28 protein-coding genes are annotated in these 25,342 nt (G+C 68.8%); 14 read left to right on the top strand and 14 right to left on the bottom strand.

Going from position 1 to position 25,342, the window contains the following annotated elements:
• The first annotated feature begins 12 nt into the window (after nucleotides 1–12).
• The 4 genes from AB0M65_RS11845 (at nucleotide 13) to AB0M65_RS11830 (ending at nucleotide 3,260) form a co-directional block, all read left to right on the top strand.
• A complete protein-coding gene (locus AB0M65_RS11845) occupies nucleotides 13–801 on the top strand; it encodes a methyltransferase domain-containing protein (RefSeq protein ID WP_364025352.1) in 789 nt (262 codons plus the stop codon).
• A 32-nt stretch (nucleotides 802–833) separates the two neighbouring features.
• Nucleotides 834–1,874: an LLM class F420-dependent oxidoreductase gene (locus tag AB0M65_RS11840; RefSeq protein WP_364025349.1), complete on the top strand. Its 1,041-nt coding sequence runs from the start codon at nucleotides 834–836 to the stop codon at nucleotides 1,872–1,874.
• A 209-nt stretch (nucleotides 1,875–2,083) separates the two neighbouring features.
• Nucleotides 2,084–3,040 (top strand): exopolyphosphatase, encoded by a 957-nt coding sequence (locus AB0M65_RS11835; RefSeq protein WP_364025346.1) that lies wholly within the window; start codon nucleotides 2,084–2,086, stop codon nucleotides 3,038–3,040.
• A 40-nt stretch (nucleotides 3,041–3,080) separates the two neighbouring features.
• Nucleotides 3,081–3,260 carry a hypothetical protein gene (locus tag AB0M65_RS11830; RefSeq protein WP_364025343.1) on the top strand — a complete coding sequence of 60 codons (180 nt, stop codon included), beginning with the start codon at nucleotides 3,081–3,083 and terminating at the stop codon, nucleotides 3,258–3,260.
• Nucleotides 3,261–3,414: 154 nt separating this feature from the next.
• Here the strand turns inward: AB0M65_RS11830 and AB0M65_RS11825 are convergent, their stop codons facing one another.
• The 5 genes from AB0M65_RS11825 to AB0M65_RS11805 all read right to left on the bottom strand — a co-directional run bounded on the left by AB0M65_RS11825 (nucleotide 3,415) and on the right by AB0M65_RS11805 (nucleotide 9,124).
• The gene (locus AB0M65_RS11825; RefSeq protein WP_364025340.1) at nucleotides 3,415–5,775 is read right to left on the bottom strand and encodes a glycosyl hydrolase family 65 protein; all 2,361 of its coding nucleotides are present in this window, start codon (nucleotides 5,773–5,775) and stop codon (nucleotides 3,415–3,417) included.
• On the bottom strand, nucleotides 5,772–6,506 hold the full coding sequence (locus AB0M65_RS11820; RefSeq protein WP_364025338.1) for a beta-phosphoglucomutase family hydrolase: 735 nt from the start codon (nucleotides 6,504–6,506) through the stop codon (nucleotides 5,772–5,774). Before AB0M65_RS11820 ends, AB0M65_RS11825 begins: the two co-directional genes overlap by 4 nt.
• Nucleotides 6,507–6,541: 35 nt before the next feature.
• Nucleotides 6,542–6,886, bottom strand: coding sequence for a metalloregulator ArsR/SmtB family transcription factor (locus tag AB0M65_RS11815; protein ID WP_364025442.1), 345 nt, complete (start codon nucleotides 6,884–6,886; stop codon nucleotides 6,542–6,544).
• A gap of 86 nt (nucleotides 6,887–6,972) precedes the next feature.
• Nucleotides 6,973–8,175 (bottom strand): ROK family protein, encoded by a 1,203-nt coding sequence (locus tag AB0M65_RS11810; protein WP_364025335.1) that lies wholly within the window; start codon nucleotides 8,173–8,175, stop codon nucleotides 6,973–6,975.
• A gap of 220 nt (nucleotides 8,176–8,395) precedes the next feature.
• Nucleotides 8,396–9,124: a zf-HC2 domain-containing protein gene (locus AB0M65_RS11805; RefSeq protein ID WP_364025332.1), complete on the bottom strand. Its 729-nt coding sequence runs from the start codon at nucleotides 9,122–9,124 to the stop codon at nucleotides 8,396–8,398.
• A 58-nt stretch (nucleotides 9,125–9,182) separates the two neighbouring features.
• Between AB0M65_RS11805 and sigC the strand changes: the two genes are divergently transcribed.
• Both sigC and AB0M65_RS11795 read left to right on the top strand, forming a co-directional pair.
• Entirely contained in the window at nucleotides 9,183–9,752 is a 570-nt protein-coding gene (gene sigC, locus AB0M65_RS11800) for an RNA polymerase sigma factor SigC (protein ID WP_364025329.1), read from the top strand.
• Nucleotides 9,753–10,583, top strand: coding sequence for an aldo/keto reductase (locus AB0M65_RS11795; protein ID WP_364025326.1), 831 nt, complete (start codon nucleotides 9,753–9,755; stop codon nucleotides 10,581–10,583).
• 81 nt (nucleotides 10,584–10,664) lie between these two features.
• Here AB0M65_RS11795 and AB0M65_RS11790 read toward each other — a convergent pair whose 3' ends face one another.
• Together AB0M65_RS11790 and AB0M65_RS11785 are read right to left on the bottom strand one after the other, a co-directional pair.
• Nucleotides 10,665–11,558, bottom strand: coding sequence for a TIGR03564 family F420-dependent LLM class oxidoreductase (locus tag AB0M65_RS11790; protein WP_364025323.1), 894 nt, complete (start codon nucleotides 11,556–11,558; stop codon nucleotides 10,665–10,667).
• A 12-nt stretch (nucleotides 11,559–11,570) separates the two neighbouring features.
• Nucleotides 11,571–12,245 (bottom strand): helix-turn-helix domain-containing protein, encoded by a 675-nt coding sequence (locus AB0M65_RS11785; RefSeq protein WP_364025321.1) that lies wholly within the window; start codon nucleotides 12,243–12,245, stop codon nucleotides 11,571–11,573.
• Between the two features lie 39 nt (nucleotides 12,246–12,284).
• On the opposite strand from AB0M65_RS11785, the gene AB0M65_RS11780 reads away from it, so the two are divergent.
• Nucleotides 12,285–12,425, top strand: a complete 141-nt coding sequence (locus tag AB0M65_RS11780; protein ID WP_364025318.1) for a hypothetical protein — start codon at nucleotides 12,285–12,287, stop codon at nucleotides 12,423–12,425.
• Here the strand turns inward: AB0M65_RS11780 and AB0M65_RS11775 are convergent, their stop codons facing one another.
• From AB0M65_RS11775 to AB0M65_RS11765, 3 genes are read right to left on the bottom strand one after another with little or no spacing between them, the layout of a single operon-like run.
• Complete coding sequence (locus tag AB0M65_RS11775) at nucleotides 12,426–13,184, bottom strand: class I SAM-dependent methyltransferase (protein WP_364025315.1); 759 nt, start codon at nucleotides 13,182–13,184, stop codon at nucleotides 12,426–12,428.
• Nucleotides 13,185–13,203: 19 nt separating this feature from the next.
• On the bottom strand, nucleotides 13,204–14,241 hold the full coding sequence (gene mgrA, locus AB0M65_RS11770) for an L-glyceraldehyde 3-phosphate reductase (RefSeq protein ID WP_364025313.1): 1,038 nt from the start codon (nucleotides 14,239–14,241) through the stop codon (nucleotides 13,204–13,206).
• 10 nt (nucleotides 14,242–14,251) lie between these two features.
• Entirely contained in the window at nucleotides 14,252–15,208 is a 957-nt protein-coding gene (locus AB0M65_RS11765; RefSeq protein WP_364025311.1) for a YafY family protein, read from the bottom strand.
• A 62-nt stretch (nucleotides 15,209–15,270) separates the two neighbouring features.
• Here AB0M65_RS11765 and AB0M65_RS11760 point away from each other — a divergent pair, with 62 nt between their 5' ends.
• Genes AB0M65_RS11760 through AB0M65_RS11750 form a run of 3 tightly spaced genes read left to right on the top strand, consistent with a single transcriptional unit; the run spans nucleotide 15,271 to nucleotide 18,965 of the window.
• Nucleotides 15,271–16,716, top strand: a complete 1,446-nt coding sequence (locus AB0M65_RS11760; protein ID WP_364025309.1) for an MFS transporter — start codon at nucleotides 15,271–15,273, stop codon at nucleotides 16,714–16,716.
• 21 nt (nucleotides 16,717–16,737) lie between these two features.
• Nucleotides 16,738–17,619 carry a MoxR family ATPase gene (locus AB0M65_RS11755; RefSeq protein ID WP_364025306.1) on the top strand — a complete coding sequence of 294 codons (882 nt, stop codon included), beginning with the start codon at nucleotides 16,738–16,740 and terminating at the stop codon, nucleotides 17,617–17,619.
• The gene (locus tag AB0M65_RS11750) at nucleotides 17,616–18,965 is read left to right on the top strand and encodes a VWA domain-containing protein (protein WP_364025303.1); all 1,350 of its coding nucleotides are present in this window, start codon (nucleotides 17,616–17,618) and stop codon (nucleotides 18,963–18,965) included. The genes AB0M65_RS11755 and AB0M65_RS11750 overlap by 4 nt, the downstream gene beginning before the upstream one ends.
• A 51-nt stretch (nucleotides 18,966–19,016) precedes the next feature.
• On the opposite strand, the gene AB0M65_RS11745 is transcribed toward AB0M65_RS11750, so the two are convergent.
• Together AB0M65_RS11745 and add are read right to left on the bottom strand one after the other, a co-directional pair.
• Complete coding sequence (locus AB0M65_RS11745) at nucleotides 19,017–19,829, bottom strand: lytic murein transglycosylase (protein ID WP_364025301.1); 813 nt, start codon at nucleotides 19,827–19,829, stop codon at nucleotides 19,017–19,019.
• A 92-nt stretch (nucleotides 19,830–19,921) separates the two neighbouring features.
• Nucleotides 19,922–20,896, bottom strand: coding sequence for an adenosine deaminase (add, locus tag AB0M65_RS11740; RefSeq protein WP_364025298.1), 975 nt, complete (start codon nucleotides 20,894–20,896; stop codon nucleotides 19,922–19,924).
• A 162-nt stretch (nucleotides 20,897–21,058) separates the two neighbouring features.
• On the opposite strand from add, the gene AB0M65_RS11735 reads away from it, so the two are divergent.
• A complete protein-coding gene (locus AB0M65_RS11735; RefSeq protein ID WP_364025295.1) occupies nucleotides 21,059–21,277 on the top strand; it encodes an antitoxin in 219 nt (72 codons plus the stop codon).
• 130 nt (nucleotides 21,278–21,407) lie between these two features.
• On the opposite strand, the gene recQ is transcribed toward AB0M65_RS11735, so the two are convergent.
• Nucleotides 21,408–23,243: a DNA helicase RecQ gene (gene recQ / locus AB0M65_RS11730; RefSeq protein ID WP_364025292.1), complete on the bottom strand. Its 1,836-nt coding sequence runs from the start codon at nucleotides 23,241–23,243 to the stop codon at nucleotides 21,408–21,410.
• 290 nt (nucleotides 23,244–23,533) lie between these two features.
• A complete protein-coding gene (locus AB0M65_RS11725; RefSeq protein WP_364025289.1) occupies nucleotides 23,534–23,881 on the bottom strand; it encodes a metalloregulator ArsR/SmtB family transcription factor in 348 nt (115 codons plus the stop codon).
• Nucleotides 23,882–24,008: 127 nt separating this feature from the next.
• On the opposite strand from AB0M65_RS11725, the gene AB0M65_RS11720 reads away from it, so the two are divergent.
• The 3 genes from AB0M65_RS11720 to AB0M65_RS11710 form a co-directional block, all read left to right on the top strand.
• Complete coding sequence (locus tag AB0M65_RS11720; RefSeq protein ID WP_364025286.1) at nucleotides 24,009–24,521, top strand: DUF664 domain-containing protein; 513 nt, start codon at nucleotides 24,009–24,011, stop codon at nucleotides 24,519–24,521.
• 57 nt (nucleotides 24,522–24,578) lie between these two features.
• Nucleotides 24,579–25,142, top strand: a complete 564-nt coding sequence (locus AB0M65_RS11715; protein ID WP_364025283.1) for a hypothetical protein — start codon at nucleotides 24,579–24,581, stop codon at nucleotides 25,140–25,142.
• Nucleotides 25,143–25,157: 15 nt separating this feature from the next.
• Nucleotides 25,158–25,342: hypothetical protein (locus AB0M65_RS11710; protein WP_364025280.1), on the top strand; the 185-nt coding region annotated here is incomplete at its 3' end.

The raw sequence follows: 25,342 nt of genomic DNA, 5'->3' as shown, positions 1-25,342 counted from the left end.
TACCCTCGCCCGATGGTGACTACCGCGCAGGCGAAGGCGAAGTACGACCAGCTCGTGGACCGCTACGAGGACATCTTCTTCTACGTCGCCGACGTGGGAAGGGACCTCGTCACCTTCGCGAACCCGGCCCCCGGCGCCCGGCTTTTGGACGTCGGGGCCGGGCGCGGGGCGGTCGCGCGCGCGGCGCTGGCCAAGGGCTGTGCCGTCACCGCCATCGACGCGTCACCGCTGATGATGCGGCGGCTGGCCGAAGAGCATCCCGAGATCTCCGCGAGCGAGGGAGACCTCTATCGGATGGAGTTCGCGGACGGGTCGTTCGATGTGGTCACCGCCGGTTTCGTGCTGCAGGTGCTCGACGACCCGCCGTCCGCGCTGACCGAATTCCGGCGGGTACTGGCTCCGGGAGGCACGGTCGCGCTGTCGCTCGAACGGCAGTCGGTCGGCCGTCTGGCGTGGTTTCAGGACCTGAGCCTGGAGTTCTTCGCTCCCGGCGTGGCCGCTGAGCCGCAGTCCGAACAGTCCGGTCCGATGACGTACGACCAGCTCGACGCCCTGCTCGCCGAGGCCGGTTTCGAGGACGTGGTGAGGGAAACCGTCGAGGCACCCAAACCGCTGTCCGGTCCGGACGCACTCTGGGACTGGCTGATGCCGCGCGGCCTGGCCGAAATGATCCCGGCGCTGCCGCCGGAGCGCGGCGAGGAGTTCCATCGCAGGTTTCTGGCGGGCGCACGGCGGATGCATGAGGACGGTGGCATCGTCCTTGAGTTCGCGGCGACGTTGCACCGGGCATACTATCGCTAAGCAACCGCTCAGTAACTTGTGAGGAGATGCGGATGAGGATCGGGACCGCGATCAACTACGCCGGTGGTTTCGCCGAGAGCGTGGCGGACATCGTCGAGCTGGAGAAGGCGGGCCTGGACATCGTCTTCGTCCCCGAAGCCTACTCCTTCGACGCGGTCAGCCAGCTCGGCTACGTCGCGGCGAAGACCGAACGGGTCCAGATCGCCTCCGGTATCTTCCAGATCTACACGCGTACGCCGACGCTGACCGCGATGACCGCCGCCGGCCTCGACTTCGTCTCCGACGGCCGGTTCACCCTCGGCATCGGCGCGTCCGGCCCGCAGGTCATCGAGGGTTTCCACGGGGTCAAGTACGACGCGCCGCTCGGCAGGACCCGCGAGATCATCGACATCTGCCGTCAGGTGTGGCGGCGGGAGAAGGTCGTGCACTCCGGCACGCATTACACGATCCCGCTGCCGCCCGAGCAGGGCACCGGCCTCGGCAAACCACTCAAGCTGATCAACCACCCGGTGCGCGAGCGGATCCCGATCCTGCTGGCCTCGATCGGCCCGAAGAACGTCGCGCTCACCGCCGAACTCGCCGAGGGCTGGGAGCCGATCTTCTTCCACCCGGAGAAGGCCGCCGACGTCTGGGGCGCGTCGCTGGCCGAGGGCAAGGCGAAACGTGACCCGGCGCTGGGCGAATTGGACACCTTCGTCGGGACCGCGCTGGCGATCGGCGACGACGTCGACGGGCTGCTCGACCACCTGCGCGGCTACCTGGCGCTGTACATCGGCGGAATGGGCGCGCGTGGCAAGAACTTCTACAACAGTCTCGCGCAACGCTACGGCTACGAGGCCGAAGCCAAAGTCATCCAGGACCTTTATCTCGACGGCAAGAAGGACGAGGCCGCGGCGGCGGTGCCGAAAGAGCTGATCCGGGCGATCTCGCTGGTCGGCCCCGAGGGCTACGTCAAGGAGCGGCTGGCCGCGTTCCGCGCGGCCGGGGCGACCACGCTGGTGGTCAATCCGCTGCTCCCGGGGCGCGAGGCACGCGTCGCACAGGTGTCGAAGTTGCGCGAACTCGCCGGCTAGGGCGTCCGAAGGTTTCGACGCTCGGAGGGAGTCGAACCTCTCACCTGTATCGGTACGGTATCCTCGACCTGCGTCGATGTGGTCAAAAAGCGCCATTTGGGTGGAAAGAGAACGTAAAGCACACCTGAATGGCAGGCAAATCGGCCATTATCAGGAGTGAAACGGAAACCTCGGGGGAATACGTTCGCGACGAAGGTGAGGTGCCTCGCGTGCGCAAGCAGATCGGGGACCCGTCCGCCGCGGTCCTGGACGTCGGGTCGTTCAGCGCGCGGCTGGTGGTTCTGGCCAAGGGCGGCTCGCCGCTCGATCCCGTGCTGAGCCACCAGACGCGCCTGCGGCTGGACCGGGAACTCGACGACGACGGGAACCTGAGCAGCCGCGGCATCGACGCGGTCTCCTCCGCCGTCGAGGCCGGGATGACGACAGCGGCCAAGCACGGTGTGGAGAACGTGTATCCGCTTGCGACATCCTCGATCCGCGACGCGGCCAACGTGAAGCAGGTCGTCTGCGACGTCGCGAAGGCCACCGGAGTCAAGTTGCGATTCCTCACCGGGCGCCGTGAGGCCGAACTGGCCTACGTCGGCGCACGCCGGTGGTACGGCGCCTCCGCGGGCGGGCTGCTCGTACTCGACATCGGCGGCGGGACCGTCGAACTCGCCGCGGGTACCGCCGAGGAGGCCGGGTTCGCGCATTCGCTTCCGCTCGGCGCCCGGTCGCTGACCCGGGACTGGTTTGCCACCGAATGTCCCTCGCCCAAGGTTGTCCGTGCCGTGCGGGACCACGTCCTCGACGAGGTCCGCGACGCGATGCAGGACGTACTGCCGGAGATCCGCGACCACCGCGCCGTCGGCTGCTCCAAGGTGCTGCGGCAACTCGCGCGGCTGGCAGGCGACCGGCCGTCACGCGCGCGGGAACTGCACCTCGACGACCTCCGCGCGTGGATCCCGCGGCTGTCGAAGCTACCGGCGAAACGCCGCGCCGAACTGCCGGGCATCTCGCGGCAGCGCTCGCACCAGGCGCTGGCAGGCGCGATCGTCGCCGAGGCGCTGCTGACGCTTTCCGGCGGCCAGGTCGCCATCTGCCCGTGGTCGACCAGGGACGGCCTGCTGCTGGGCCTGCTCGACGGACTGGTCACCCTCGACGGCAAACCGGCGAAAGCCGCCTGACCGACTGGCGCTTCGCGCCGCGAGCGGGTACCCCGGAGTCATGAGGGAAAGCAAAAAGACCTTCGGGCAAGACGAGGACGAAGACCTGGAAGACCTCCGTACGACGCAGCCGAAGACCGACGTGCCGAGTGCGCCCAACCGCGACATCGGCCCGCACGGCACCGAGGAGGTCGACGGCGTACCGGGCAGCGGTGAGGTGCCGATCGAGCCTCCGGATTGAGCCCGGGCCCGCGTTGGTCCACAGAGTGTCATGAGGGGTCCCCATAGGACAAAATTCGTCCTATGGGGACCCCTTATGACACTCTGTCCCATGGGGACCCCTTATGACACTCTCGGCCGAGGGGGTGCCGCGAGTCCCAAGCCAAGACCAGAGGTCAGGTGGCCTTCGGCTGCCGCCGCACCGGGGCCCGCCCTTCGGGCTGCACCGGCGCCGGACCCGGATCCAGCGGCGGGATGGGCAGCCGCACCGGCTCCGAGGTGACGGTGAACGTCTCGCCGTGGTGCGCCAGTCGCAGCGGGTCCCCGGTGATCACGTGGTAGGTCGCGCCTTCGCCGTCGATCTCCACCTGGAACCGGGTGCCGCGGAAGGTCAGCCGGAACGCGATCCGCCGCAACTGGGGCGGCAGCCGCGGCGCGAACGTCAGCCGTCCGCCGTAGTCGCGCAGCCCGCCGAATCCGGCGACGGTGCCCTGCCACGCGCCTGCCAGTGACGCCAGGTGCAGTCCGTTGCGGACGTTGTTGTGGACGTCGTGCAGGTCGGTGAGTGCCGCTTCGGCGAGATAGTCGTAGGCCAGTTCGAGATGTCCGACCTCGGCCGCGACCACGGCCTGCGTTCCCGCCGACAGCGAGGAATCCCGTACCGTCCTCGCCTCGTAGTAGGCGAAGTCGCGTGCCTTTTCCTCCGGGGTGAAGGAATCCCCGCACAGGTGCAGGGCGAGTACGAGGTCCGCCTGTTTGACCACCTGCTTGCGGTAGAGGTCGAAGTACGGGTAGTTCAGCAGCAGCGGGTAGAAGTCCGGCTCGGTGGCTTCGAAATCCCACTCGTCGTGTTCGAGGAACCCTTCGGACTGCGGGTGGACGCCGAGGTCTTCGTCGTAAGGCACCAGCATCGCGTCGGCCGCCTTGCGCCACAGCGCGACCTCGTCCTCACCGACGTCGAACGCGGCCGCGATGTCCTCGTGCGTTCCGCAGATTTCGGCGGCGTAGAACAGGTTCCGCCGCGCCATCAGGTTCGTGTAGATGTTGTTGTCCGCCACCGCGGAGTACTCGTCCGGCCCGGTGACGCCGTCGATCCGGAACCGGCCGCGGCGGTCGAAATGGCCGAGTGACGCCCACAGCCGCGCGGTTTCGAGCAGCAGTTCCGCACCGCAGGTCCGCATGAACTCCTCGTCGCCGGTGGCGTTGAGGTAACGCACGACCGCGTCGGAGATGTCCGCGCTGACGTGGAACGCCGCGGTGCCCGCCGGCCAGTACGCCGAACATTCCGCGCCGTTGATGGAGCGCCAGGGGAACGCTGCGCCGCGTAAACCCAGCTGTGTCGCCCGTTCCCGCGCTTTGTCCAAAGTGGAGTGACGCCAGCGGAGTGCGTCGCGAGCGGCGTCGGGAATGCTGTAGGTGAGGACGGGCAGTACGAAGGTTTCGGTGTCCCAGAACGCGTGCCCGTCGTAACCCGGTCCGGTCAAACCCTTGCCGGCCAACGCCCTCGTCTCACCGCGGGCGCCTGCCTGCAGGAGGTGGAAGAGCGCGAACCGCACTGCCTGCTGTAGTTCCGGGTCGCCGTCGATCTCGATGTCCGAGGTCTGCCAGAAGTCGTCGAGGAACGCCTTCTGCTCGGCGAGCAGCCCCTTCCAGCCGGTCTGGCGCGCACCGGCCAGCGCGGCGTCGACCTGCGCGCGCACGGCGGGTACCGAACGCTGCGCGGACCAGCCGTAGGCGAGGAATTTGGTGATCCTCAGCCGCCCGCCCTTCGGCACGTCGACGGCGACGGTGAGCCGCGCCAGGTCGTCTTCGGACTGGATATGCGTGCGGACCCCGTCGGTGACCTCGATCTTGTGGTCCATCGCGGCGGCCACCTTCAGCCCGGAGTTCCGGGTCTGGTGCACCAGCACCGCGTGATAGGCCTCCGAATGCTGGAAGAGCGAGACCAGCGGAGCCTCGATCGCGGCGGCGACGCGGGGGTCGCGGGTGTCGGATTCGACGGGTTCGTTGGCCAGCAGATCCGACTGCGCGACCAGCTGAAGGTCCTCGTCGAGCGGTTCGACCTCGTACCGGATCGCGGCGACGGCCCGCTGGGTGAAGGAGACCAGGCGTTCGGTCCGCACCCGCACCCGGCGTCCGGTCGGCGACGACCACACGGTGTCACGCGCGAGGGTGCCCTTGCGGAAGTCGAGGACACGGTCGTGGTCGGTCGCCTGGCCGTAGCGCATGTCGAGTGGTTCGTCCTCGACCAGCAGCCGGATGATCTTACCGTCGGTCACGTTGACGACGGTCTGTCCCTCTTCCGGGTAACCGTAACCGGTTTCGGCGTACGGAAGATCGTGCTGTTCGTAGAACCCGTTGAGGTAGGTGCCCGGCAGACCGCGGGGCTCGGCCTCCTCCAGTGTGCCGCGCAGGCCGATATGCCCGTTGGACAACGCGAACGCCGATTCGGTGCGCTGCAACGCGTCGACGTCCATCTCTCGCCAGCGCAGCTCCCATGGCGCGACTTCGTAGCCGCGGAAAAGCGGGTCGGTCACTTGGTGTCCTCCAGAAGTTCGGCGAGGTCGTCCACCACGACGTCGGCGCCGTGTTCGAGTAGTTCACCCGCCTGGTGTGCGCGGTTCACCCCGACCACGTAGCCGAAACCGCCGCTCTTGCCCGCCTGCACACCCGCGAGGGCGTCTTCGAACACGGCCGCGTTTTCGGGGGCGACACCGAACGCCTCGGCGCCGGCGAGGAACGAATCGGGGGCGGGTTTGCCACGCAGGCCCCGCTCGGCGAGCACGATCCCGTCGATCCGCGCTTCGACGAACCTGGTCAGGTCGGCGGCGTCGAGCACCTTCGCGCCGTTGGCCGAGGAGGTGACCACGCCGATGCGCAGCCCGGCCGCCTTCGCCGCTTCCAGGTACCGCACGGAACCCGGGTACGGGGAGACGCCTTCCTCGTCGATGATCTTCAGTACCAGCTGGTTTTTCCGGTTCCCGACGCCGTTGACGGTCGGGGCGTCGATGCCGTCGTCCGGATTCCCCTCGGGTAGTTCGATCCCGCGGGAAGTGAGGAAGGTGCGGACGCCGTCGGCCCTCGGCCTTCCGTCGACATAGGCCGCGTAGTCGGTGTCGGTGAACGGCGAGAACGCGTCGCCGTCGCGGGCGCGCAGGAAGTCGTCGAAGGTGCGCCTCCACGCCTCGCGATGCTGCGCCGCTGTTCCGGTCAGCACTCCGTCCAGGTCGAAGAGACAGGCCGTGATGGTGTCCGGCAGACCGATCATGCTTCCGCACGCTACCCGCGCTCGCGGGTGCCCGCTCAGCTTTCGGGATGCGGCCGGACGCGGTGGATCAGTTCGTGGACGGTCGCGTCGGCGAGGCTGTAGCGGACGATCCGGCCGTCGCGGCGGGTGGTCACCAGGCCGTGTGCACGCAGCAGCCGCAACGCCTGCGAGACCGCGGTGTCGGTCATCCCGGTGGCGGCGGCGAGGTCGGTGACGCTGATCTCGCGCGCGTAGTGGATGGAGACGAGCAGCGCGAGCCGCGACGGATCCGCGACGAGCGAGAACCGTTGCGCCCATTCGGCGATCGCCTCGCGGTCACCCATCCCGGCGATGGCGGCGTCCACGCGTTCCGGGTCGATCAGGCGCCGGTCAGGCTCGATGCTCACCCTGGCGATGTTAGGCGGTGGGCATCGTTTCCGGTCGCGGCGACGCCGTCGATTACCGCGGAGGTAATGCCAGACACGCCCTAGGCCGCGCCGACCTTCCGTTCGAAGACCAGCCCCTCGGCGGCACGCAGGCCGACGCTGATCGCGCCGGCCAGCACGCCGTCGTCGCCCAGTTCGCCCTGGACGACCGTCGGGACGAGCGGGGTGAACGAGCGCAGCGCGCGGTCGATCGGGTCGAGCAGCAGGTCGGCGGCGGTGCCGATACCGCCGCCGAGCACGATCAGTTCGGGGTCGATCACCGCGGCCACCGAGGCGACGGTGTAGGCGAGCCTGTCCGCTTCGGCCTCGACAGCGCGCATGGCGAGTTCGTCGCCGTCGCGGGCGAGACGGAAGACCTCACGGGCCGATTTCGCCGTGCCCAGGCCGAGTTCGCGTGCCCCGCGGACCACGGACTGCGCCGCCGTCGCTTCTTCGAGGTGGCCGCGGACCGGTGGGGCGTCTTCGCCGTCGCCCGCCGCGTGGGACTGGCCGTAGGGAAGATAGCCAATCTCGCCCGCCGCGCCGGTCGCGCCGCGGAAGACCTCGCCGTTGACCATCACGCCCATGCCGACACCGGTGCCGATCGTGATGCAGCCGAAGACGGACATACCGCGTGCGGCACCGCGTTCCCATTCGCCGACGGCGGTGAGGTTCGCGTCGTTCTCCACCATGAGGTCCGGCCCGAGGACGCCTTCGAGTTCGTCGAGCAGGCCCGCCTTACCCCAGCCGGGCAGGTTCGGCGCGTGCCGGAAGCAGCGTTTCGCGGGGTCGGCGACGCCGGGGGAGCCGAGGACACGCACGACGATGTCGGCCTGGCTCAGTCCCGCTTCGCGTACGGTCGCCGCCGCGAGCGCGCCGACGGCGCTGACGAGCGCGGTGCCCGAACGTGAGGTGTTCCGTTCGTCACGGCGGGCGACCACGGTGTGGCCGAGATCCGAGACGGCGACGCGGAGGTGCTCGCGGCCGATGTCGACGCCGAGGACGTACCCGGCGGTGGGATCCGCTTCGTAGAGGACGGCGGACCGGCCGGTGCCGGTCGACGTATGCCCGGTCGCCCTGGCGAGTCCGGCCGCTTCGAGGGCGAGTAACGCTTGGCTCACCGTGGGTTTCGAAAGGCCGGTGTCCTTGGCGACCTGCGGCCGCGTGGCGGGGCCGCTGCGGCGCAGGAGGTCCAGCACGGCGCGTTGATTGATCTTCCGCATCCCGGCGGGGGTGCCGACGGGCGGACTTTCTGCGCCAACCACGAGCTTCGCCTCCTGTCGAACCAAGGTGTTCCCACCAAAGTTATCCGGGTCCGGCCCGAAAAGGGCAAGAAGGTTTACATTCGGTGGTTCCCGGCGACGATAAACGTGTTCGTGGCACAAATCGTGTATGGCGCGCGCGAAATCCGGTGATTCACCCGGTATCCGGACGCGTGCTCCCAGTGATCGGTAATGGTCTAGACCAAACGGGTACGAATTCCGGTCAAGCCACGTGACTGCTCGCGGGGCGCCGGAAACCCTTGTGCTGGCGGGGGCGTTCCAGGGTTTCACCGGTCTCGTAGTCCGCTTCCGTGCGGAGGGAGTTCGGGGTCTCGGCCGTCGTCGCCGGGCTGGGGCGGTTACGCAGGCGATGCTGCCGGTTCACCACGAACAGCAGGACCAGGCCCAGGACGACCAGTCCGTGGGTGAGCACCCGCCCGGCGCTGACCTGCCCGGTGACGAGGTCACCCGCCGACAGTGCCAGCAGGAGGGCGACGAACCCGATCAGAGCCGGCAGCTGCCCGGCCGCCGCCTTCGTGCGCACGGCCGCCCAGCCGAGCCCGACGCCGACGGCGAGGTTCCACGCGCTGCTTTCGTGTGAAAGGTGCCCGACCAGGGATTCCGCGCCATGACCGGCGGCGTGGTCTTCGACACCCAGCAGCTGGGCGAAGGCGAGCCCGAGCTGCGCGACCGCGACCAACGCGAGTGCGATCCTGGCAGGCCAGCCCTCGTTCGGCGGTGCGGGTGTGCGTTCCAGGATGACGGCGGTGAGGTCCGGGACCGGCGGCGCGGGACGCAGCAGGATGGTCCGGTGCAGTCGCTCGGCACGGCCGGACCACGACCGGCAGGCGGCGCAACCGGCCACGTGCCGGTCCACCGCCTCGGGCGGGGCGGGTTCGGTTTCGCCGTCGAGCCGGGCCGACAGGGCCTCGCGGCAGTCCTCGCACTTCACGTCTCAATTGTCGGACAGGGCCCTGCCTCGGTTCCCGGGGCGCTGCTACGTTTCTCGTATGGCCGGGGCGCGCAACAGCGACGACGAGCGGGTGACCGCGCTCGCACTCGACGCCGCCCGCGGTGACCGGCGAGCACTCGAGGACTGGGTGCGGGCCACCCAGGCCGACGTCTGGCGCTTCGTCGCGCACCTCGCGGACGTCAGCGCCGCCGACGATCTCACCCAGGAGACGTACCTGCGCGCGTTCGGCAGCCTTCGCCGTTTCGCCGGCCGGTCGTCCTCGCGGACCTGGCTCCTGTCGATCGCGCGCCGCGTGGTCGTGGACCGCATCCGGGCCGCTTCGGCGCGCCCGAAGCTCGCCGACGTCGACTGGGAAGCCACCGCGGAACGCCACGGAGCGCGTCGGGCCGAGGGCGTCGCGGGGTTCGAGGACCTGGTGGAGCTGCGGATGCTGCTCGACGGGCTCGACCCGGAACGGCGCGAGGTCCTTGTCCTCACCCAGGTGCTGGGGCTGTCCTACGCCGAGGCCGCCGAGGTCTGCGGCTGCCCGGTCGGGACCGTGCGCTCCCGTATCGCGCGAGCCCGCGAAGACCTGCTCGAAGCCGGCCGGGAACGCGACTCCATCTAGATGAACGAGTTCGCCATCGGGGGAGACCTGCCCGTGCGTCGTCTCGGCTTCGGCGCCATGCGCCTGCCGACCGAATCCGGGCCCGCACGAGAGAGTGCCATCGCCGTCGCCCGCCGTGCCGTCGAAATCGGCATCACGCTGATCGACACCGCACACCTCTACGGCTGGGGTGCCAACGAGGAACTGCTCGCCGAGGCGCTGTACCCGTACCCCGACGACCTCGTGATCACCACCAAGGTCGGCGTCGTGCGGACCGGGGACGACTGGACCTACGACGCCCGGCCGGAATCGCTGCGCGTGCAGGTGGACGAGGGGCTGCGGCGGCTGCGCGTCGAACGGATCGAGTTGCTGCAGTTGCACCGCCTCGACCCGGAGACGCCACTGACCGATCAGCTCGGCGCGCTACGGGATCTGCGTGACGAAGGCAAGATCGGCCGGATCGGGCTCTCCGAGGTCTCCGTAGACGAACTCGCGCGGGCGCGGGGGATCGTGGACATCGCGAGCGTGCAGAACCGCTACAGCCTGGTGGATCGCGAGTACGAAGCGGTGCTGGAAGCCTGCGAGGCGGCCGGGATCGCTTTCCTGCCTTGGCGTCCGGTGCTCGGCGCGGCGTCGAGCGCCACCGCCGGGATCACCGCCGTCGCGGACGAACTCGGCGTGACGACGGCGCAGGTCGGGCTCGCGTGGCTGCTCGCGCGGTCGCCGGTGATCCTGCCGATCCCGGGGACGGCGAAGATCTCGCATCTGGAGGAGAACTTCGCCGCCGCCTCGATCACGCTGACGGCTGAACACCTGAAGCGCTTGGGGAGCTTGGGGAGCTTGGGGTCGTGAGTGGTGATTCGGGTTAGCCGGTCACGGCGAGCCCGGACACCACGCCACCTTTACCTTACCCTCAACAACCGTCATGACCACTCACGAGGCGAGGAGTTCCCGGGTGCGCGTCTGTTCCTCGGGCGTCCCCACCGGCATCAGGATCAGTTCCGTCGCACCGGCGTCTTCGAGTTCACGGATCCGCGCCCGGACGAACTTCTCGTCGCCGGCGATCACCGTCCCGCCGGGGCCGTCGACGCCGTCGCGGGTGAAGATCGCTTGGTACGCCGGGATGTTCGCCGCCATGCCGTAGGTCTCGGCGACCCAGTTCCGTGGCCCGTCGGGCTTGTCGGTGACGGAAACCAGCTGCCCGGTGATGACCCGCGGTGCCGCACGCCCGGCCTCCGACGCCGCTTTCGTCAGTGTCGGGATGATGTACTCCGCCAGCGAGCGCGGCCCGGCCCAGGTGGACGCCACGCCGTCGGAGTGGGCGCCGCAGACCTTCAGTGACAGTGGGCTCATCGCGCCGACGACGAGCGAAGGTGGCTCGGCGCCGGGTGCCTCGACGGTGCCGACAGCGGTCAGCGTCTCGCCGTGCACGTCGGCCTTTTCGTGGTGCAGCAACGGATTCAGTGCTTGCAGGTACTCGCGCAGATGCCGGACGGGGCGGTCGAAGGAATAGCCGTACTGGTCTTCGATGATGGGCCGGTGACTCAGTCCGACGCCGAGTGTGACCGGCGCTCCGGTGGCGGCTTGCAGGGTCAAAGCCTGTGCCGCCAAGGAGATCGGGTGGCGCGGGTAGGTGGGGATCACCGAAGTGCCCAGCGCGAGACCGGGGGCGGCCGCGCTCAGCGCCGTCAACGCGGTCAGCGCGTCCCAGCCACCGCGTTGCGCGAGCCAGATCGAGTCGTAGCCCAGCCGTGCCGCTTCTCTCGCTTGGGTGACGACGTCGCCGAAAGGGACACCGATTTCGTCGAGAAGGATTCCGGTCCGCATGCGCGGCTCCCGTCAGTAGGCGCGCCGGACGTTGGCGCGGTCGATTTCCGCGGTCGCGCGGAAGAGGGCGATGGCGCCCGGGGCCGCCGCGCGCACCTTCGCGGCGGGTGGAGTGGCCGTCGGCTGGAAGGCCCGCGCGACGGTGTCGGCCAGCAGGTCCGCCGCGGTTTCGGGATCGGCGGCCGCCGGGGCGAGCAGAAAGCCGTGCAGGACTGCTTGATAAGCCGTCGCCAGGTCTTCGATCTTGAGGTCGGTGCGGATCAGACCGTGTTCGGCCTGCAGTTTCAGATAGTCCAGGAACGCCTCGTGGTGCCGGGGGTCCTGGTTTTCGCCGATCTTCGCCGCGAGCTTGCCCAGCACACCGGAATCGGCGAGGTAAGGCGCGTGGAGCAGCGGCCTGCGCACGACGTTGAGGAACTGGGTGCGAGTCATCCGGTGCAGCAGGGTGAGGCCGGGGTCGTCCTCGAACGACTGTGCCAGGTCCTCGATGGACCGCGCCGCCTCACGCAGCATCACCGCGAGGAACAGCTGCTCCCGGTTTTTCCAGTGCAGGTAAAGGGTTCCCTTGCCGACACCGGCGTGCTCGGCGACGTCCTCCACGGTCACCCGCCGGTAGCCGTGCCGCAGGAGCAGGTCCGCGGCGGCGTCGAGAATGCGTTCGGCGCGTTCCTGCCTGTCTTCGGTCACGTCGCTAGTTTATGACTGTTTTCGAAATTTGGTCAAGTGATGGACGGCAAAGCCTTCGGCAGCCCTTGGATGGTCAGCGCGCTGACCAGGAACTCGATCGCCGTCTGCGCGGTGCGGAGCTGGACACGCTCGCAGGTACCGCATCCGCGAGCGAGCCCGCTCAAGCTCCGGCGCCGGTGATCACTCGAAGGTGTGGCCAGGCTTGACGGCCTCCACGAGCACTCGACGGGAGTGCGCGACGAACTTCCCCTCGGTCTCGATCAACCGGTGGAGTTCCGCCAGTTTGTCGCGATACTTCGCCACTTCGAAGCCCGGCACGATCCAGATCACCTTCCGCAGGAAGTGGACGACCGCGGCGAGGTCGAAGAACTCCATCCGCAGCTTCGCCGGTTCGAGGCGCTCGACCGTCAGCCCGACGGCTTCCGCCTCACCACGCAGGACCTCGGGTGTCCAGCCGCCGTAGTCCTGCGGGCCGAGGAAGTACTCCTTCAGTTCGCGGACCGTCCCGGCGCCGATCTGTTGCGACAGAAAGATTCCACCCGGCCGCAGCACCCGGGCTATCTCCCGCCAGGGGTTCTCGATCGGGTGTCGGCTGCTCACGACGTCGAAGGATTCGTCGGGGAACGGCAAGGGCGCGTCGTACTCCGCCTCGACCACTTCGCCGCCGAGGGGCGCGAGGGTTTTCCTGGCCACTTCGACGTTCGGCGGCCAGCCCTCGGTGGCGGCGAGGACCGGCGGTGGTTTCGGGATGCCCGCGAGCACCTCACCGCCGCCGGTCTGCAGGTCCAGTCCGGCTTCCGCGGTCGCCATCCGTTCGCCGAGCAGCCGCGAGTAACCCCACGGCGGCCGTTCCTCCGTGGCCCGCCCTTCGAACCACGAGAAGTCCCAGCCTTCAACCGGGACGGCCTCTCCTTCGGCGAGCAGCTCTTCGAACGTCATAAATTGCCCTTCGCGACACTCACTGACCGGCGTCGGTCGAGCGCTTCCACAGATTGATGTCGGCTTCGGTGGCGTAGCGGTCGATCTCGGCCAGTTCTTCGTTGGTGAAGTGCAGATTGTCCAGCGCGCCGACGTTGTCCTCCAGCTGGCTGACGCTGCTCGCGCCGATCAGCACCGACGTCATCCGCGGGTCGCGCAGTCCCCATGCCAGCGCGAGCTGTGCGAGGGTCTGGCCGCGACGCTGTGCGATCTCGTTCAGCGCCCGGATCTTGCCGACGGTGTTTTCGTCGAGCGTGTCCGGGTTGAGCGATTTCCCTTGCGCCGCACGGGAACCCTCGGGGACGCCGTCGAGGTAGCGGCTGGTCAGCAGGCCTTGCGCCAGCGGCGAGAACGCGATGCAGCCCACGCCTTCGGCTTCGAGGGTGCCGAGCAGCTGGTCGCCTTCGAGCCAGCGGTTGAACATCGAGTACGACGGCTGGTGGATCAGCAGCGGCGTGCCGAGTTCCCGCAGCAGCCGCGCCGCCTCGGCGGTCTTCTCCGACGAGTACGACGAGATGCCGACGTACAGCGCACGCCCGGAGCGGACGGCGGTGTCGAGCGCGCCGACGGTCTCTTCGAGCGGCGTCTCCGGGTCGAACCGGTGCGAGTAGAAGATGTCGACGTAGTCAAGGCCCATCCGGCCGAGCGACTGGTCCAAAGAGGACAGCAGGTACTTGCGCGAACCCCATTCGCCGTAAGGGCCGGGCCACATGTCGTAGCCCGCCTTCGTCGAAACGATCAGTTCGTCGCGGTACGGCTTGAAGTCCGAGGCCAGCAGCCTGCCGAAGTTCTCCTCAGCCGAACCGTAGGGCGGGCCGTAGTTGTTGGCGAGGTCGAAATGGGTGATGCCGAGGTCGAACGCGCGCCGCGCGATGTCCCGCTGCGTGCCCAGCGGTTTGTCGTCCCCGAAGTTGTGCCACAGTCCCAGTGAGATCGCGGGCAGCTTCAGGCCACTGCGCCCGGTGCGGCGGTAGGGGATGCTCTCGTATCGGCCCTCGGCCGCGACATAGGTGCTCACGCGCCCGATGCTAGCCGCCGGAGGCCCGGGAGAAGAGGGTGGCGACCGCGGCGAGGTGATCTTTGAACGCCGAGGGCCGCTCGACCTCGAAGGGTGCGCCGATGGCGGCCAGGATCAGCACGGGCCAGTCGAACGTATCGACGTTCATCGTCAGGCGGCAAGAGCCGTCGCCGATCGCTTCGAGTGCCCCGCCGACGTACCGCACGGCGGCCTCGACCCGCGCTTTCGGCGCGTCGATCCGGACGACCAGCGTATGCGTGGTCGGCCTGGCCTTGATCTGGGCCTCGACGAACTTGACGGCGTCGCCACCCGGGATCTCCCTCGGCCGGTAACGGGCTCCGGTGGTCCGCGGCTCGGTGAGCCTGTCGACGCGGAAGGTGCGCCAGTCGACACGGTCGAGGTCCCAGGCCACCAGGTACCAACGCCGTCCGAGTGACACGAGCCGGTGCGGCTCGACCAGCCGCGCGGACTCCTCACCGCCACGGGCCGCGTAGTCGAACTTGAGTCTTTCGTCGTCGCGGCAGGCCTGCGCGATCACCGTCAGGCTGGCGGCGTTGACGCGGGGACCGGTGACGGCCGCCGGCGTCGTGTACGCCTGGAGTGCGTCGACGCGCCTGCGCAGCCGGGGCGGCATCACCTGGACGACCTTCGTCAGCGCCCGGACCGACGTCTCCTCGATGCCCTCCACCGACCCGCCCGCCGCCGTCCGCAGGCCGACCGCGATCGCGACGGCCTCCTCGTCGTCCAGCAGCAGTGGCGGCATGACCGTGCCCGACCGCAGCTGGTAGCCACCCGCGACACCCCGGCTCGCGTTGACCGGATATCCCAGTTCACGCAGCCGCTCGACGTCGCGCCGCAGCGTCCGCTCGCTCACTTCGAGCTTGTCGCTCAGTTCGATCCCCGACCAGAAGCGGTGTGTCTGCAGCAGGGACAGCAGCCGCAGCATCCGCGCACTCGTATTCGCCATGGATCCAGATTCGCCCCGATTCCGGTCAGAAAGTGGCCGGAATTGACTTTAGCGTTCTTCTCATGACGATGACACTGGAAACCCCGAGCGGCGTGACCTCGGAAAACGCCCTCACGGAGAAGCCATACCGCTGGCGCTGGCCCGCGTTGTTCGTGATCCTGACCGGTTCGGTCATGGAACTGCTCGACATGACGGTCACGAGCATCGCCGGACCGGTCATGCAGGCCTCGCTCGGCGGTGGCACGTCGATGATCCAGTGGCTCGGCGTCGCCTACACCCTCGCGATGGTGTCCGGTCTGCTCACCGGCGGGCGGCTCGGCGACATCTTCGGCCGCAAGCGCATGTTCCTGATCGGCGCGATCGGCTTCGTCGCCGGTTCGCTGTTCTGCGCGGTCGCGGTGAGCCCCGAGATGATCATCACCGCGCGGGTGGTGCAGGGCCTGTTCGGCGCCGCGATGGTGCCGCAGGGCCTCGGCATGATGAAGGAGATGTTCTCCGGCAAGGAACTGCAGTCCGCGTTCGGTATGTTCGGCCCGGTCATGGGCCTCGCCGCGGTGGGCGGCCCGATCCTCGCGGGCTGGCTCGTCGACGCCGACCTCTTCGGCACCGGCTGGCGGATGATCTTCCTGATCAACCTCCCGGTCGGCGCGCTGGCCGTACTGGCCGCGTTGAAGTTCCTGCCCGAATCCCGGCGCGGAACCTCGCTCACCCTTGACATCCCCGGCGCGCTGCTCGCCACCGCCGGCGCGTTGCTGATCGTCTTCCCGCTGGTCCAGGGCCGCGAGTACGGCTGGCCGCTGTGGACGTTCGCGATGATGGCCGCCGCCGTCGTGGTGTTCGGCGTCTTCGCGTGGTTCGAGAAGCGCAAGAGCCACCGCGGTGGCGACCCGCTGGTCGAGCCCAGTCTCTTCCGCAAGCGCAGCTTCCTCGCCGGGATGGCGACCGGGACGATCTACTTCGCGGCGTTCTCCGGCTTCGGCCTCGTGTTCACGCTGTACCTGCAGCTCGGGCTCGGATTCTCGCCGCTCAAGGCCGGGCTGACCGGCGTGCCGATGTCGCTCGGGATGATCATCGGGATGGGCCTGGTGCAGGCGGTCCGCAAACACGGCCGCAGGGTGCTGCACACCGGCGCGGTGATCATGGCCGCCGGCGTGGTCACGTTGCTGCTGCTCATCGGCCCGGACGCCGGACCGTGGCTGATCGCCCCCGCGTTGGTGGTGGCCGGGATCGGTTCCGGCCTGATCATGGGGCCGTACTTCGAGATCGCACTGTCCGGTGTGGAGCCTTCGGAGGCCGGATCGGCGTCGGGTGCTTTGACGTCGCTTCAGCAGGTGGGTGGCGCGCTGGGGCTGGCGCTGCTGGGCACGGTGTTCTTCGACGCGGGCCTCGCCGATCCGACGGCCGCCGCCCGGCGGACGTTCTGGGTGGTCGCGGTGATGGTGGTGCTGACCTTCGCCGTCGGGTTCCTGCTGCCCAAGCCGGAACGCGACGTAGAGTCGGCCGGGTAGGCGATCGAGCAGGGAGGCCGCGTGGCTGGGACCGGGTACTTCACATCGGTGGAAGACGTGACGGCGAAACTCGCCGACACCGGCTACCTGGCCTCGGCGGCCGTCGCCACCACGGTGTTCCTCGCGGACGCCCTCGGCAAGCCGTTGCTGATCGAGGGCCCCGCGGGGGTCGGCAAGACTGAGCTGGCCAAGGCGGTCGCTGAGGCCAGCGGGTCCCGGCTGGTGCGGCTCCAGTGCTACGAAGGCGTCGACGAGTCCCGTGCGCTGTACGAGTGGAACCACGCGAAGCAGCTTCTGCGGATCACCGCCGGCCGTGACGAGACGTGGGACGAAGCCCGCAACGACATCTTCGGCGAAGAGTTCCTGCTGGCCCGGCCGCTGCTGACGGCGATCAAGGGCGACGAGCCGACCGTCCTGCTCATCGACGAGACCGACAAGGCCGACGTCGAGATCGAGGGCCTGCTGCTGGAGGTCCTCGGCGACTTCCAGATCACCGTCCCGGAACTCGGCACGATCACCGCCGGGCGCAAGCCGTTCGTGGTCCTCACTTCGAACGCGACACGGGAGCTTTCCGAGGCACTGCGGCGGAGGTGCCTGTTCCTGCACATCGGCTTCCCCGACGCGGCACTGGAACAACGCATCGTGCGGCTCAAGGTGCCGGGCGTCGACGACGCGCTCGCGGCGTCCGTGATCAAGGTGATCACCGCGCTGCGGGCGATGGAACTGCGGAAGGCGCCGTCGGTCGCCGAGACCATCGACTGGGCACGCACCCTGCTCGCGCTCGGCGCCGACAGCCTCGGCGAGGACGTCGTCCGCGCGAGCCTCGGCGTCATCCTCAAGCATCAGGAAGACGTCGTGAAAGCGGACGCACGGCTGGAACTCGGCAAGGTCCTCGACTCGTGAGCGGCGTGCCGGGCAGGCTCGTCGAGTTCGTGGAAGCGTTGCGGGAGCACGGGATTCCCGCCGGTCCCAGTGAGACGGTCGACGCCGCCGCGGCACTCGAAGTACTCGGCCTCGCCTCGCGTGAGCAGCTGCGGGAAGGGCTCGCGGCGGCGCTGGTCCGGCGTGGCGGCCAGCGCGCGGTGTTCGACGCGACGTTCGACATCTACTTCCCGCTCGGCATCGGCGCTCCTTCGCAGGACCCCGTCGACGACCTCGCCGCGCTGCGTGATCGGCTCGCTTCGGCGCTGGCGGCCAACGACCAGGCGGAGCTGACACAACTCGCCGGGCTCGCCGTCGAGATGCTGGGGGAGTACGGCGCCGCGGCGGGCACCGGTGGCTGGTCGGCGCATCAGACGCTGGAACGGCTTCAGCCGCAGACGCTCGTGGTACGCGTGCTCGACGCGATCCGCGCGGGTGTGCCGGAGGACTTCACGGACCGGCTCGACCGCGACGACGTCCGCCGCCGGGTCGAAGGGTTCCGGGGGCTGGTCCGGACCGAAGCCCGCCGCCGGGTGGCGGAAGTCCGTGGCAGGGAACGGGTTTCGCGGCACGCCGTTCCACCGGCCGCCGACCGCGTCGACTTCCTGCTCGCCAGCCGCGCGCAGCTCGCGGAACTCCGCCGTGTCGTGCAACCGTTGTCACGCAAGCTCGCCACCCGCCTCGCCGCCCGGCGGCGACGGCACGCACGCGGCCAGATCGACCTGCGCCGGACGCTGCGGCGTTCGCTGTCCACCGGTGGCGTCCCGATGCGGCCGTCGTACCGGCGGCACCGGCCGGGAAGACCGGAAATCGTGCTGCTGTGCGACATGTCGGGCTCGGTGGCCGGATTCGCGAACTTCACCATGCTGCTCGTGCAGGCGTTGCGGGACCAGTTCAGCAGGGTACGGGTGTTCGCGTTCATCGACGCGTGCGACGAGATCACCCATCTCGTCGACACCGGCGCGGCCGATCCGGAAGACCTCGGCGCACGGATTCTCGCCGACGCCGAACTGACCCGTTGGGACGGTCACAGCGATTACGGGAACGCGCTGGGGGAATTCGCCGAGCGGTACGCGGACGCCGTCGGTGCCAAGACCTCCGTGCTCATCCTCGGTGACGCCAGGACCAACGGCGGCGACCCAAACCTGGCTGCCGTACGCGGAATCGCTTCCGCCGCAAGGCATACGTACTGGCTCAACCCCGAGCGGACGGCGCTGTGGTCCACCGGGGACTCCGAGGCGCACGCCTACGCGGAGGTCGTCGAGATGCACGAATGCCGCAACGTGCACCAGTTGACTCGCTTGGTGACGCGGCTGCTGCCTGCCTAAGCCCGGACCCCGCCCCGCCACCACCCTCAACGGCCAGGCTGCGCCTGGCCGCTATTTTCCGAGTGCGGCCTTGCCGTAGGCGTCGGCGTTGCTGAACACTTCCTGCCCGTACGCGGCGGAGTTGTTGTAGGTCAGCACGGCCGTCCACCAGCCGGTGGGCTTGCCGAGATCGCCGCCCTTCGCGCACATGTAGCGCGCTGTCGTCATCGCGGCGTCGTCGATGTTCTGCGGATCCGGCGCGGCGCCGTCGCCACTCGCGCGGACGCCGTATCGCTTCCAAGTGGCGGGCAGGAACTGCATCGGCCCGACCGCGCGATCCCATTTCGGGTCGCCGTCGAGGACGCCCTTGTCAGTGTCGACGACCGCCATCACGCCGGGGGAGCCGTCGAGCGGGATGCCGATGATCGGCGGCGTCACGACCCCGTCCTCGCCCGCGCGGGAGCCGTCGTGGCGGGCGTGCTGGGACTCGGTGCGGCCGATCCCGGCGACGGTCGCCCAAGTGATGGCGCAGCGAGCGGGGGCCTTTTCGGCCGCGTTCACGTAGGCACGCAGGGTGCGCGAAGGAATGTCCGTGTTCTCCGACACCTTCGCGATCCAGGCGTCCTTCGCGGGCTCCGCGGGCAGCGGTCCGGCGTCACCGGGGATCGCCGAACGCGGTGCGGGCTTGAGCGCGGGGACGGTGAACTCCGGTTTGACCGGCACCGGCTCGCGGTCGTTGAGGCTGACCACCACCCACACCACACCGGCCACCAAAGCGCCCACGACCAGCAGCGCGAGCATCACGCAACCGCGCGGGCCACGTTTCTTGGGCGGTGGTTGCCACTGGCCTATCAGGTCCAGGGTCGAAGGGGACGAAGCGGTCACCGGTTCCACGGTACGTGACGGATGTGGAGAAGTTGTGGAGCCACCCTCCCTCCGCGTTTAGTCCTCTGGTTGCGGTCCTGCTTGCGGGAGGGTCAGGCGAGCCAGGCGTCGATCTCCTGGTGGATCGCGCGCTTGAGGTCGGCGGGCGCGAAGGAGGCGTCGACGGACGCCCGCGCCAGACCGGCGAGCGTGCGGTCGTCGTAGGCGAACGCCTCCCGGGCGCGCAGGAATTCGTCGGTCAGGGTGGTCCCGGTGACGGAGGGAACGTCGGTGCTGAGGGTGACCACGAGACCGGCGTCGACCAGCCGGGGGAGCGGGTGCTCCTCGAACGACGGCACGAGCCCGAGCGTCACGTTCGACGACGGGCAGACCTCCAGTGCGATACCGCGTTCCCGCACCTCGGCGACCAGCGAGACGTCTTCCAGTATCCGGATGCCGTGCCCGATCCGTTCGCTGTGGCCGAGGTCGAGTGCTTCGCGGATGCTGTCCGGGCCGGCGTCCTCGCCCGCGTGGTGCACGAGGTGCAGCCCGGCTTCGTCGGCCTCGTCGCAAATCCCCGCGAACGGCGCGAGCGGGTACTTCTCCTCGCCCGCGAGGCCGATCGCGATCACGCCGTCCGGGGCGTACCGATGGGCGAGGTCGAGGGTGAGCCGGGCGCGGTCGACCGACCGGCGCCGCGAGTGGTCCAGGATCACCCGGGTGGTGAGCCCGTGTTCGGCCGCGCCGAGTGACAGTCCTTTGAGGACGGACGCCAGCGGCATGTCCGGCTCGCCGAGACGCTCGCCGTGTGACGCCGCCGTGAACGTGACTTCGGCGTAGCGGACGCCGTCCTCGACCTGGTCCTCGCAGAACTCGCGTGCCACACGTTCGAAGTCCTCCGGTCGCCGCAGGCAGGACCGTAGCAACCCGTTGTAGTCGGCGAACGCCCGGAAACCGTCGAACACGGGTTGTTCGGCGGGGACGGCGACGCCGTTCGCCTCACCGAGGTCACGGAGCGTGTCCGGCCGGACAGTGCTCTCCAGGTGGACGTGCAGATGGGCCTTGGGCAGCAGCGACAGATCCCGCATGGCTCGAACCTACTGGCCGGAATCGGACCGCGCGCCTGGTTTTTCGAGGGCCTGAGCAGCGCGGATATCCGAAATGAGTGATTTGGGGCTCCGCGGGGAACCCGGTGACCACTACCGGTCGTTGAGCAGGACAACCAGACGACCCCGAGGAAGGGATCCATCGTGGCTCTACTGCGGAAGTTGACCGCCCTGGCCGGCACCGCCGGGGCCGTGCGCGCCTACGTGCGGAAGAATCCTGAGAAGGTTTCGAAGGTCGTGAACAAGGCGGCGACCTTCGTCGACAGCAAGACCAAGGGCAAGTACCACCACCAGATCGACGGTGCCGTGCGCAAGGTCGACGGGATGACCGGACGGCCCCCGCGTCGCCCCTACGAGCACTAGTCTCCCGACTCAGGGGGACCTGCCCAGCGTGACAGGACTCTCGCGTGCTTGAAGCGGGATCTCGCGTGCTCAGACTCCGCACTCATATGTGCGGAGTCTGAGCACGAACTCCCGATTCAGGACAAGGGCGCTAGGCGCTGTCGGCGAGTGTCTCGAGGATCTGTTCGCCGTATTTGGCCAGTTTGTTCTCGCCGACGCCGCTGACGGTGCCCAGTTCCGCGAGCGTGGCAGGCCGTTTGGTGGCGATCTGGCGCAGCGTCGCGTCGTGGAAAATCACGTACGCGGGCACCCCCTGCTCCTTCGCCGCCGCGGCTCGCCACGAGCGCAGCAGTTCGAACACCGGCGCCGCCTCCGCGGGCATGTCCGCGACAGCGGCCTTCTTCGCACTGGACCGCGCCGCCGCCTTCGCCGCGCGCTCCGGCTCACGCCGTAGCTGGACCTTCCGCTGCCCGCTGAGCACCTCGGCGCTGCCTTCGGTGAGCACGAGCGACCCGTAGTCGCCCTCGACCGCGGCGAGCCCCTGAGCCAGCAGCTGCCGGACCACGCCCCGCCACTCGGGCTCCTTCAGTTCCGTGCCGATGCCGAAGACCTTCAGCGAGTCGTGCCCGTGCTGGGTCACCTTCGGCGTCGTCTTGCCGAGCAGGATGTCGACGATCTGCCCGGCGCCGAACTTCTGCCGCCGCTCGTTCTGCAGCCGGACGATGGTGGAGAGGATCTTCTGTGCCGGGACAGTGCCATCCCACGTCTCCGGCGGTTCCAGACAGGTGTCGCAGTTGCCGCACGGCTCACTGCGCTGCCCGAAGTAGCTCAGTACCTGCACCCGGCGGCATTCGACCGTTTCGCAAAGTCCGAGCATCGCGTTGAGGTGGGCGCTCAGCTGCCGTTTGTGCGCGTCGGAGCCCTCCGACGTGTCGATCATCTTGCGCTGCTGCACCACGTCTTGGAGGCCGTACGCCAGCCACGCCGTCGACGGCAGCCCGTCACGGCCCGCGCGGCCGGTCTCCTGGTAGTAGCCCTCGACGGACTTCGGCAGGTCCAGATGCGCGACGAACCGCACGTCCGGTTTGTCGATGCCCATGCCGAACGCGATCGTGGCGACGACGGTCAGCCCGTCTTCGCGCAGGAAGCGGGATTGGTGCTTCGCGCGTGTCCGCGCGTCCAGGCCCGCATGATAGGGCACCGCCGGGATCCCGTTCTCCACCAGGAAGTCCGCGGTCTTCTCGACCGAGTTCCTCGACAGGCAGTAGACGATCCCCGCGTCACCCTTGTGCTCGGTGCGCAGCAGTTCCAGCAGCTGGCGCTGCGGCGAGTTCTTGCCGACGATCCGGTACTGGATGTTCGGCCGGTCGAAGCTCGCGACGAAATGCCGTGCGTCTTCGAGGTTGAGCCGCGACGCGATCTCGGCGTGCGTCGACTTGGTGGCGGTGGCGGTGAGCGCGATCCTCGGCACGTCCGGCCAGCGCTCGTGCACCGCGGACAGCATCAGGTAGTCGGGCCGGAAGTCGTGGCCCCACTGGGAGACGCAGTGTGCCTCGTCGATGGCGAACAGCGAGATCTTGCCGCGGTCGAGCAGCCGCACGGTCGCTTCGACGGAAAGCCGCTCCGGCGCCAGGTACAGCAGGTCCAGTTCGCCGGCGAGGAACGCGGCTTCGACGCGGTTGCGCTCGGCGTAATCCTGCGTCGAGTTGAGGAAGCCCGCACGCACGCCGAGGTTGCGCAACGCGTCGACCTGATCCTGCATCAACGCGATCAGCGGCGAGATGACGATGCCGACGCCGGCCCGCACCAGTGCCGGGATCTGGTAACACAGCGACTTGCCGCCGCCGGTGGGCATGAGGACGAGCGCGTCACCGCCGTTGATGACGTGTTCGACGATCGCGTGCTGTTCACCGCGGAAACTGTCGTAGCCGAAAACGCGGTTCAGCGTCTCGAGGGCTTCCGAGGTACCGATGTCGGGGGCTGCCACCCGGACGATTCTAGGGGCGAGGTCCGACAGTCCCCACGCCCGCGCTCCTCAGCGCCGGAAGTCCCAGCCCAGCGCCCGGTTCGCGGGGACGATCGGCCAGTGGCCCACCGACCCCTCGTGATTCCACCTAGGGCGTGTCTGGCGAATCTGTTCGATGGGGTTCGTGATTCAGGTGGTTCCTGGTGGTGTGGGCCCTTCGGCCTCGTACCGGGTCGTACTCGGTCGAAGGGCCCGCGCCGCCAGGGGCCGCCTGGGCGCGAAGACCGCGAACGAGATTTGCCAGACACGCCCTAGTTGCTCTCTTCGGCTGCCTTCCGGCGTTCGCGGCGGCCGCGCGCGATTTCGGTGGCGAGCGCGTCGAGCGGTCCCGTCCAGAACCGGCGGTACTGCTCCAGCCAGCCGTCGATCTCCTTGAGCGGGCCCGGATCCACCGAGTACAGCCGCCGCGTGCCCTCGGCGCGGACGGTGGTGAAGCCGTTCTCGCGCAGGACACGCAGATGCTGGGAGACCGCGGGCTGCGAGATCCCGAATTCGCCGCGGACCACCGTGGTCACGTCGCCGGAACTCAGTTCCCCGCCTGCCAGCAGTTCCAGGATCCGGCGGCGTACCGGATCACCCAGGACGTCGAACGCGTGCATCCGGCAACTATCACGGCCTGAACTTATATAAGTCAAGGTTGCAAGGTCCGGGTCACCTCGCGGTGGCATCGTTTCCGGTGAAGGGGCCCGGGGTAATCCCGCCCCAGTAGCGTCGGAAGGGGATTCGATGAAACTCGCCGAGGTGCTGACCGAGGGGTTCGGCCGCATCCAGGAGGTCGTGCACGAGGCTGTCGAGGGACTGACCCCGGAGCAGCTGGCGGCGAGCCCGGCACCGGGTGCGAACACGATCGCCTGGCTGGTCTGGCATCTGACCCGGGTGCAGGACGACCACGTCGCCGACCTGATGGGCACCGAGCAGATCTGGACCGCGCGGGGCTGGCTCGACCGGTTCGAGTTGCCGTTCCCGGCGGCGGACACCGGCTACGGGCACCGCCCCGAGGACGTCGCCGCGGTCCGCGTCGACTCCGCCGAGCTGCTGAACGGCTACTACGACGAGGTGCACGAGGCGACGACGGCTTGGGCCGCCGGCCTGGACGAAGCCGCCCTCGACCGTATCGTCGACGAGGCGTGGGATCCGCCGGTCACCCTCGGGGTTCGCCTGGTCAGCGTCCTTTCCGACGATCTTCAGCACGCCGGGCAGGCCGCCTACCTGCGGGGACTCGTACTCCACGATACGTAGCCAAGGTGCCGCTCCACGACGGACGACGGGAGCGCCGCCCGCCGAAACACTGGGCGCATGAGTACTTCCACAGTGCGGCGGCCGCCGATGACACTCACCCCGCGGTGGCGGAAACTCGTCCTCGTCGTCCATGTCGTCACGTCAGTCGGCTGGCTCGGGATCACCCTGGTGAACGCGGTACTGACCGTCACCTCCGTGTTCACCGACGATCCCCGGCGCCAGCACGCGGCCATCCTGATGATGGACCAGATCGGCGGGTACCTGCTGCTGCCGGTCAGCCTGCTCGCGGCGGTCAGCGGGATCGTGCTCAGCGTGGGCACGAAATGGGGACTGATCCGGTACAAGTGGGTCGCGATCAAACTGCTGCTCACGCTGATCGCGCTCGGGCTGACAGTGTTCTCGCTGCTGCCGGGGCTCCGCGACCTGGCAGCCGCCGCGGAGTCCACAATGGATGGTGTGTTCGTCGAGCTGGGCCGTCGCCCGGACGGGTTCTACCCGATCGTCGTCTCGACGACGATGTACCTGACCATGACCGTGCTTTCGGTGTACAAGCCGGGTGGGAAGACACCCTACGGACGACGGGTGACCGCCGCTCGCGTTCGTGAACGCCAGCCTGCCTAGGGCCACGCCCCTTCGGTGCGAGCCACGGTCGTGACATACGGCAGCTACAGCGCTTCGCTGAGCTTCACGGGGTTTTCACGGAATCTTGCCGTCCACGACCACCCAGACCCATACCTGGCAGCCGCCCTTGGTCGCGGGCATGTCCTGAAGGCCCCCTTTGAGACGATCAACGTCTCAAAGGGGGCCTTCAAGACACCGCG

It is taken from the genome of Amycolatopsis sp. NPDC051071, from assembly GCF_040682875.1.
Lineage (GTDB): Bacteria > Actinomycetota > Actinomycetes > Mycobacteriales > Pseudonocardiaceae > Amycolatopsis.
Note: the sequence above shows the minus strand (reverse complement) of the source record. Positions and strands in the feature narration are given on the sequence as shown.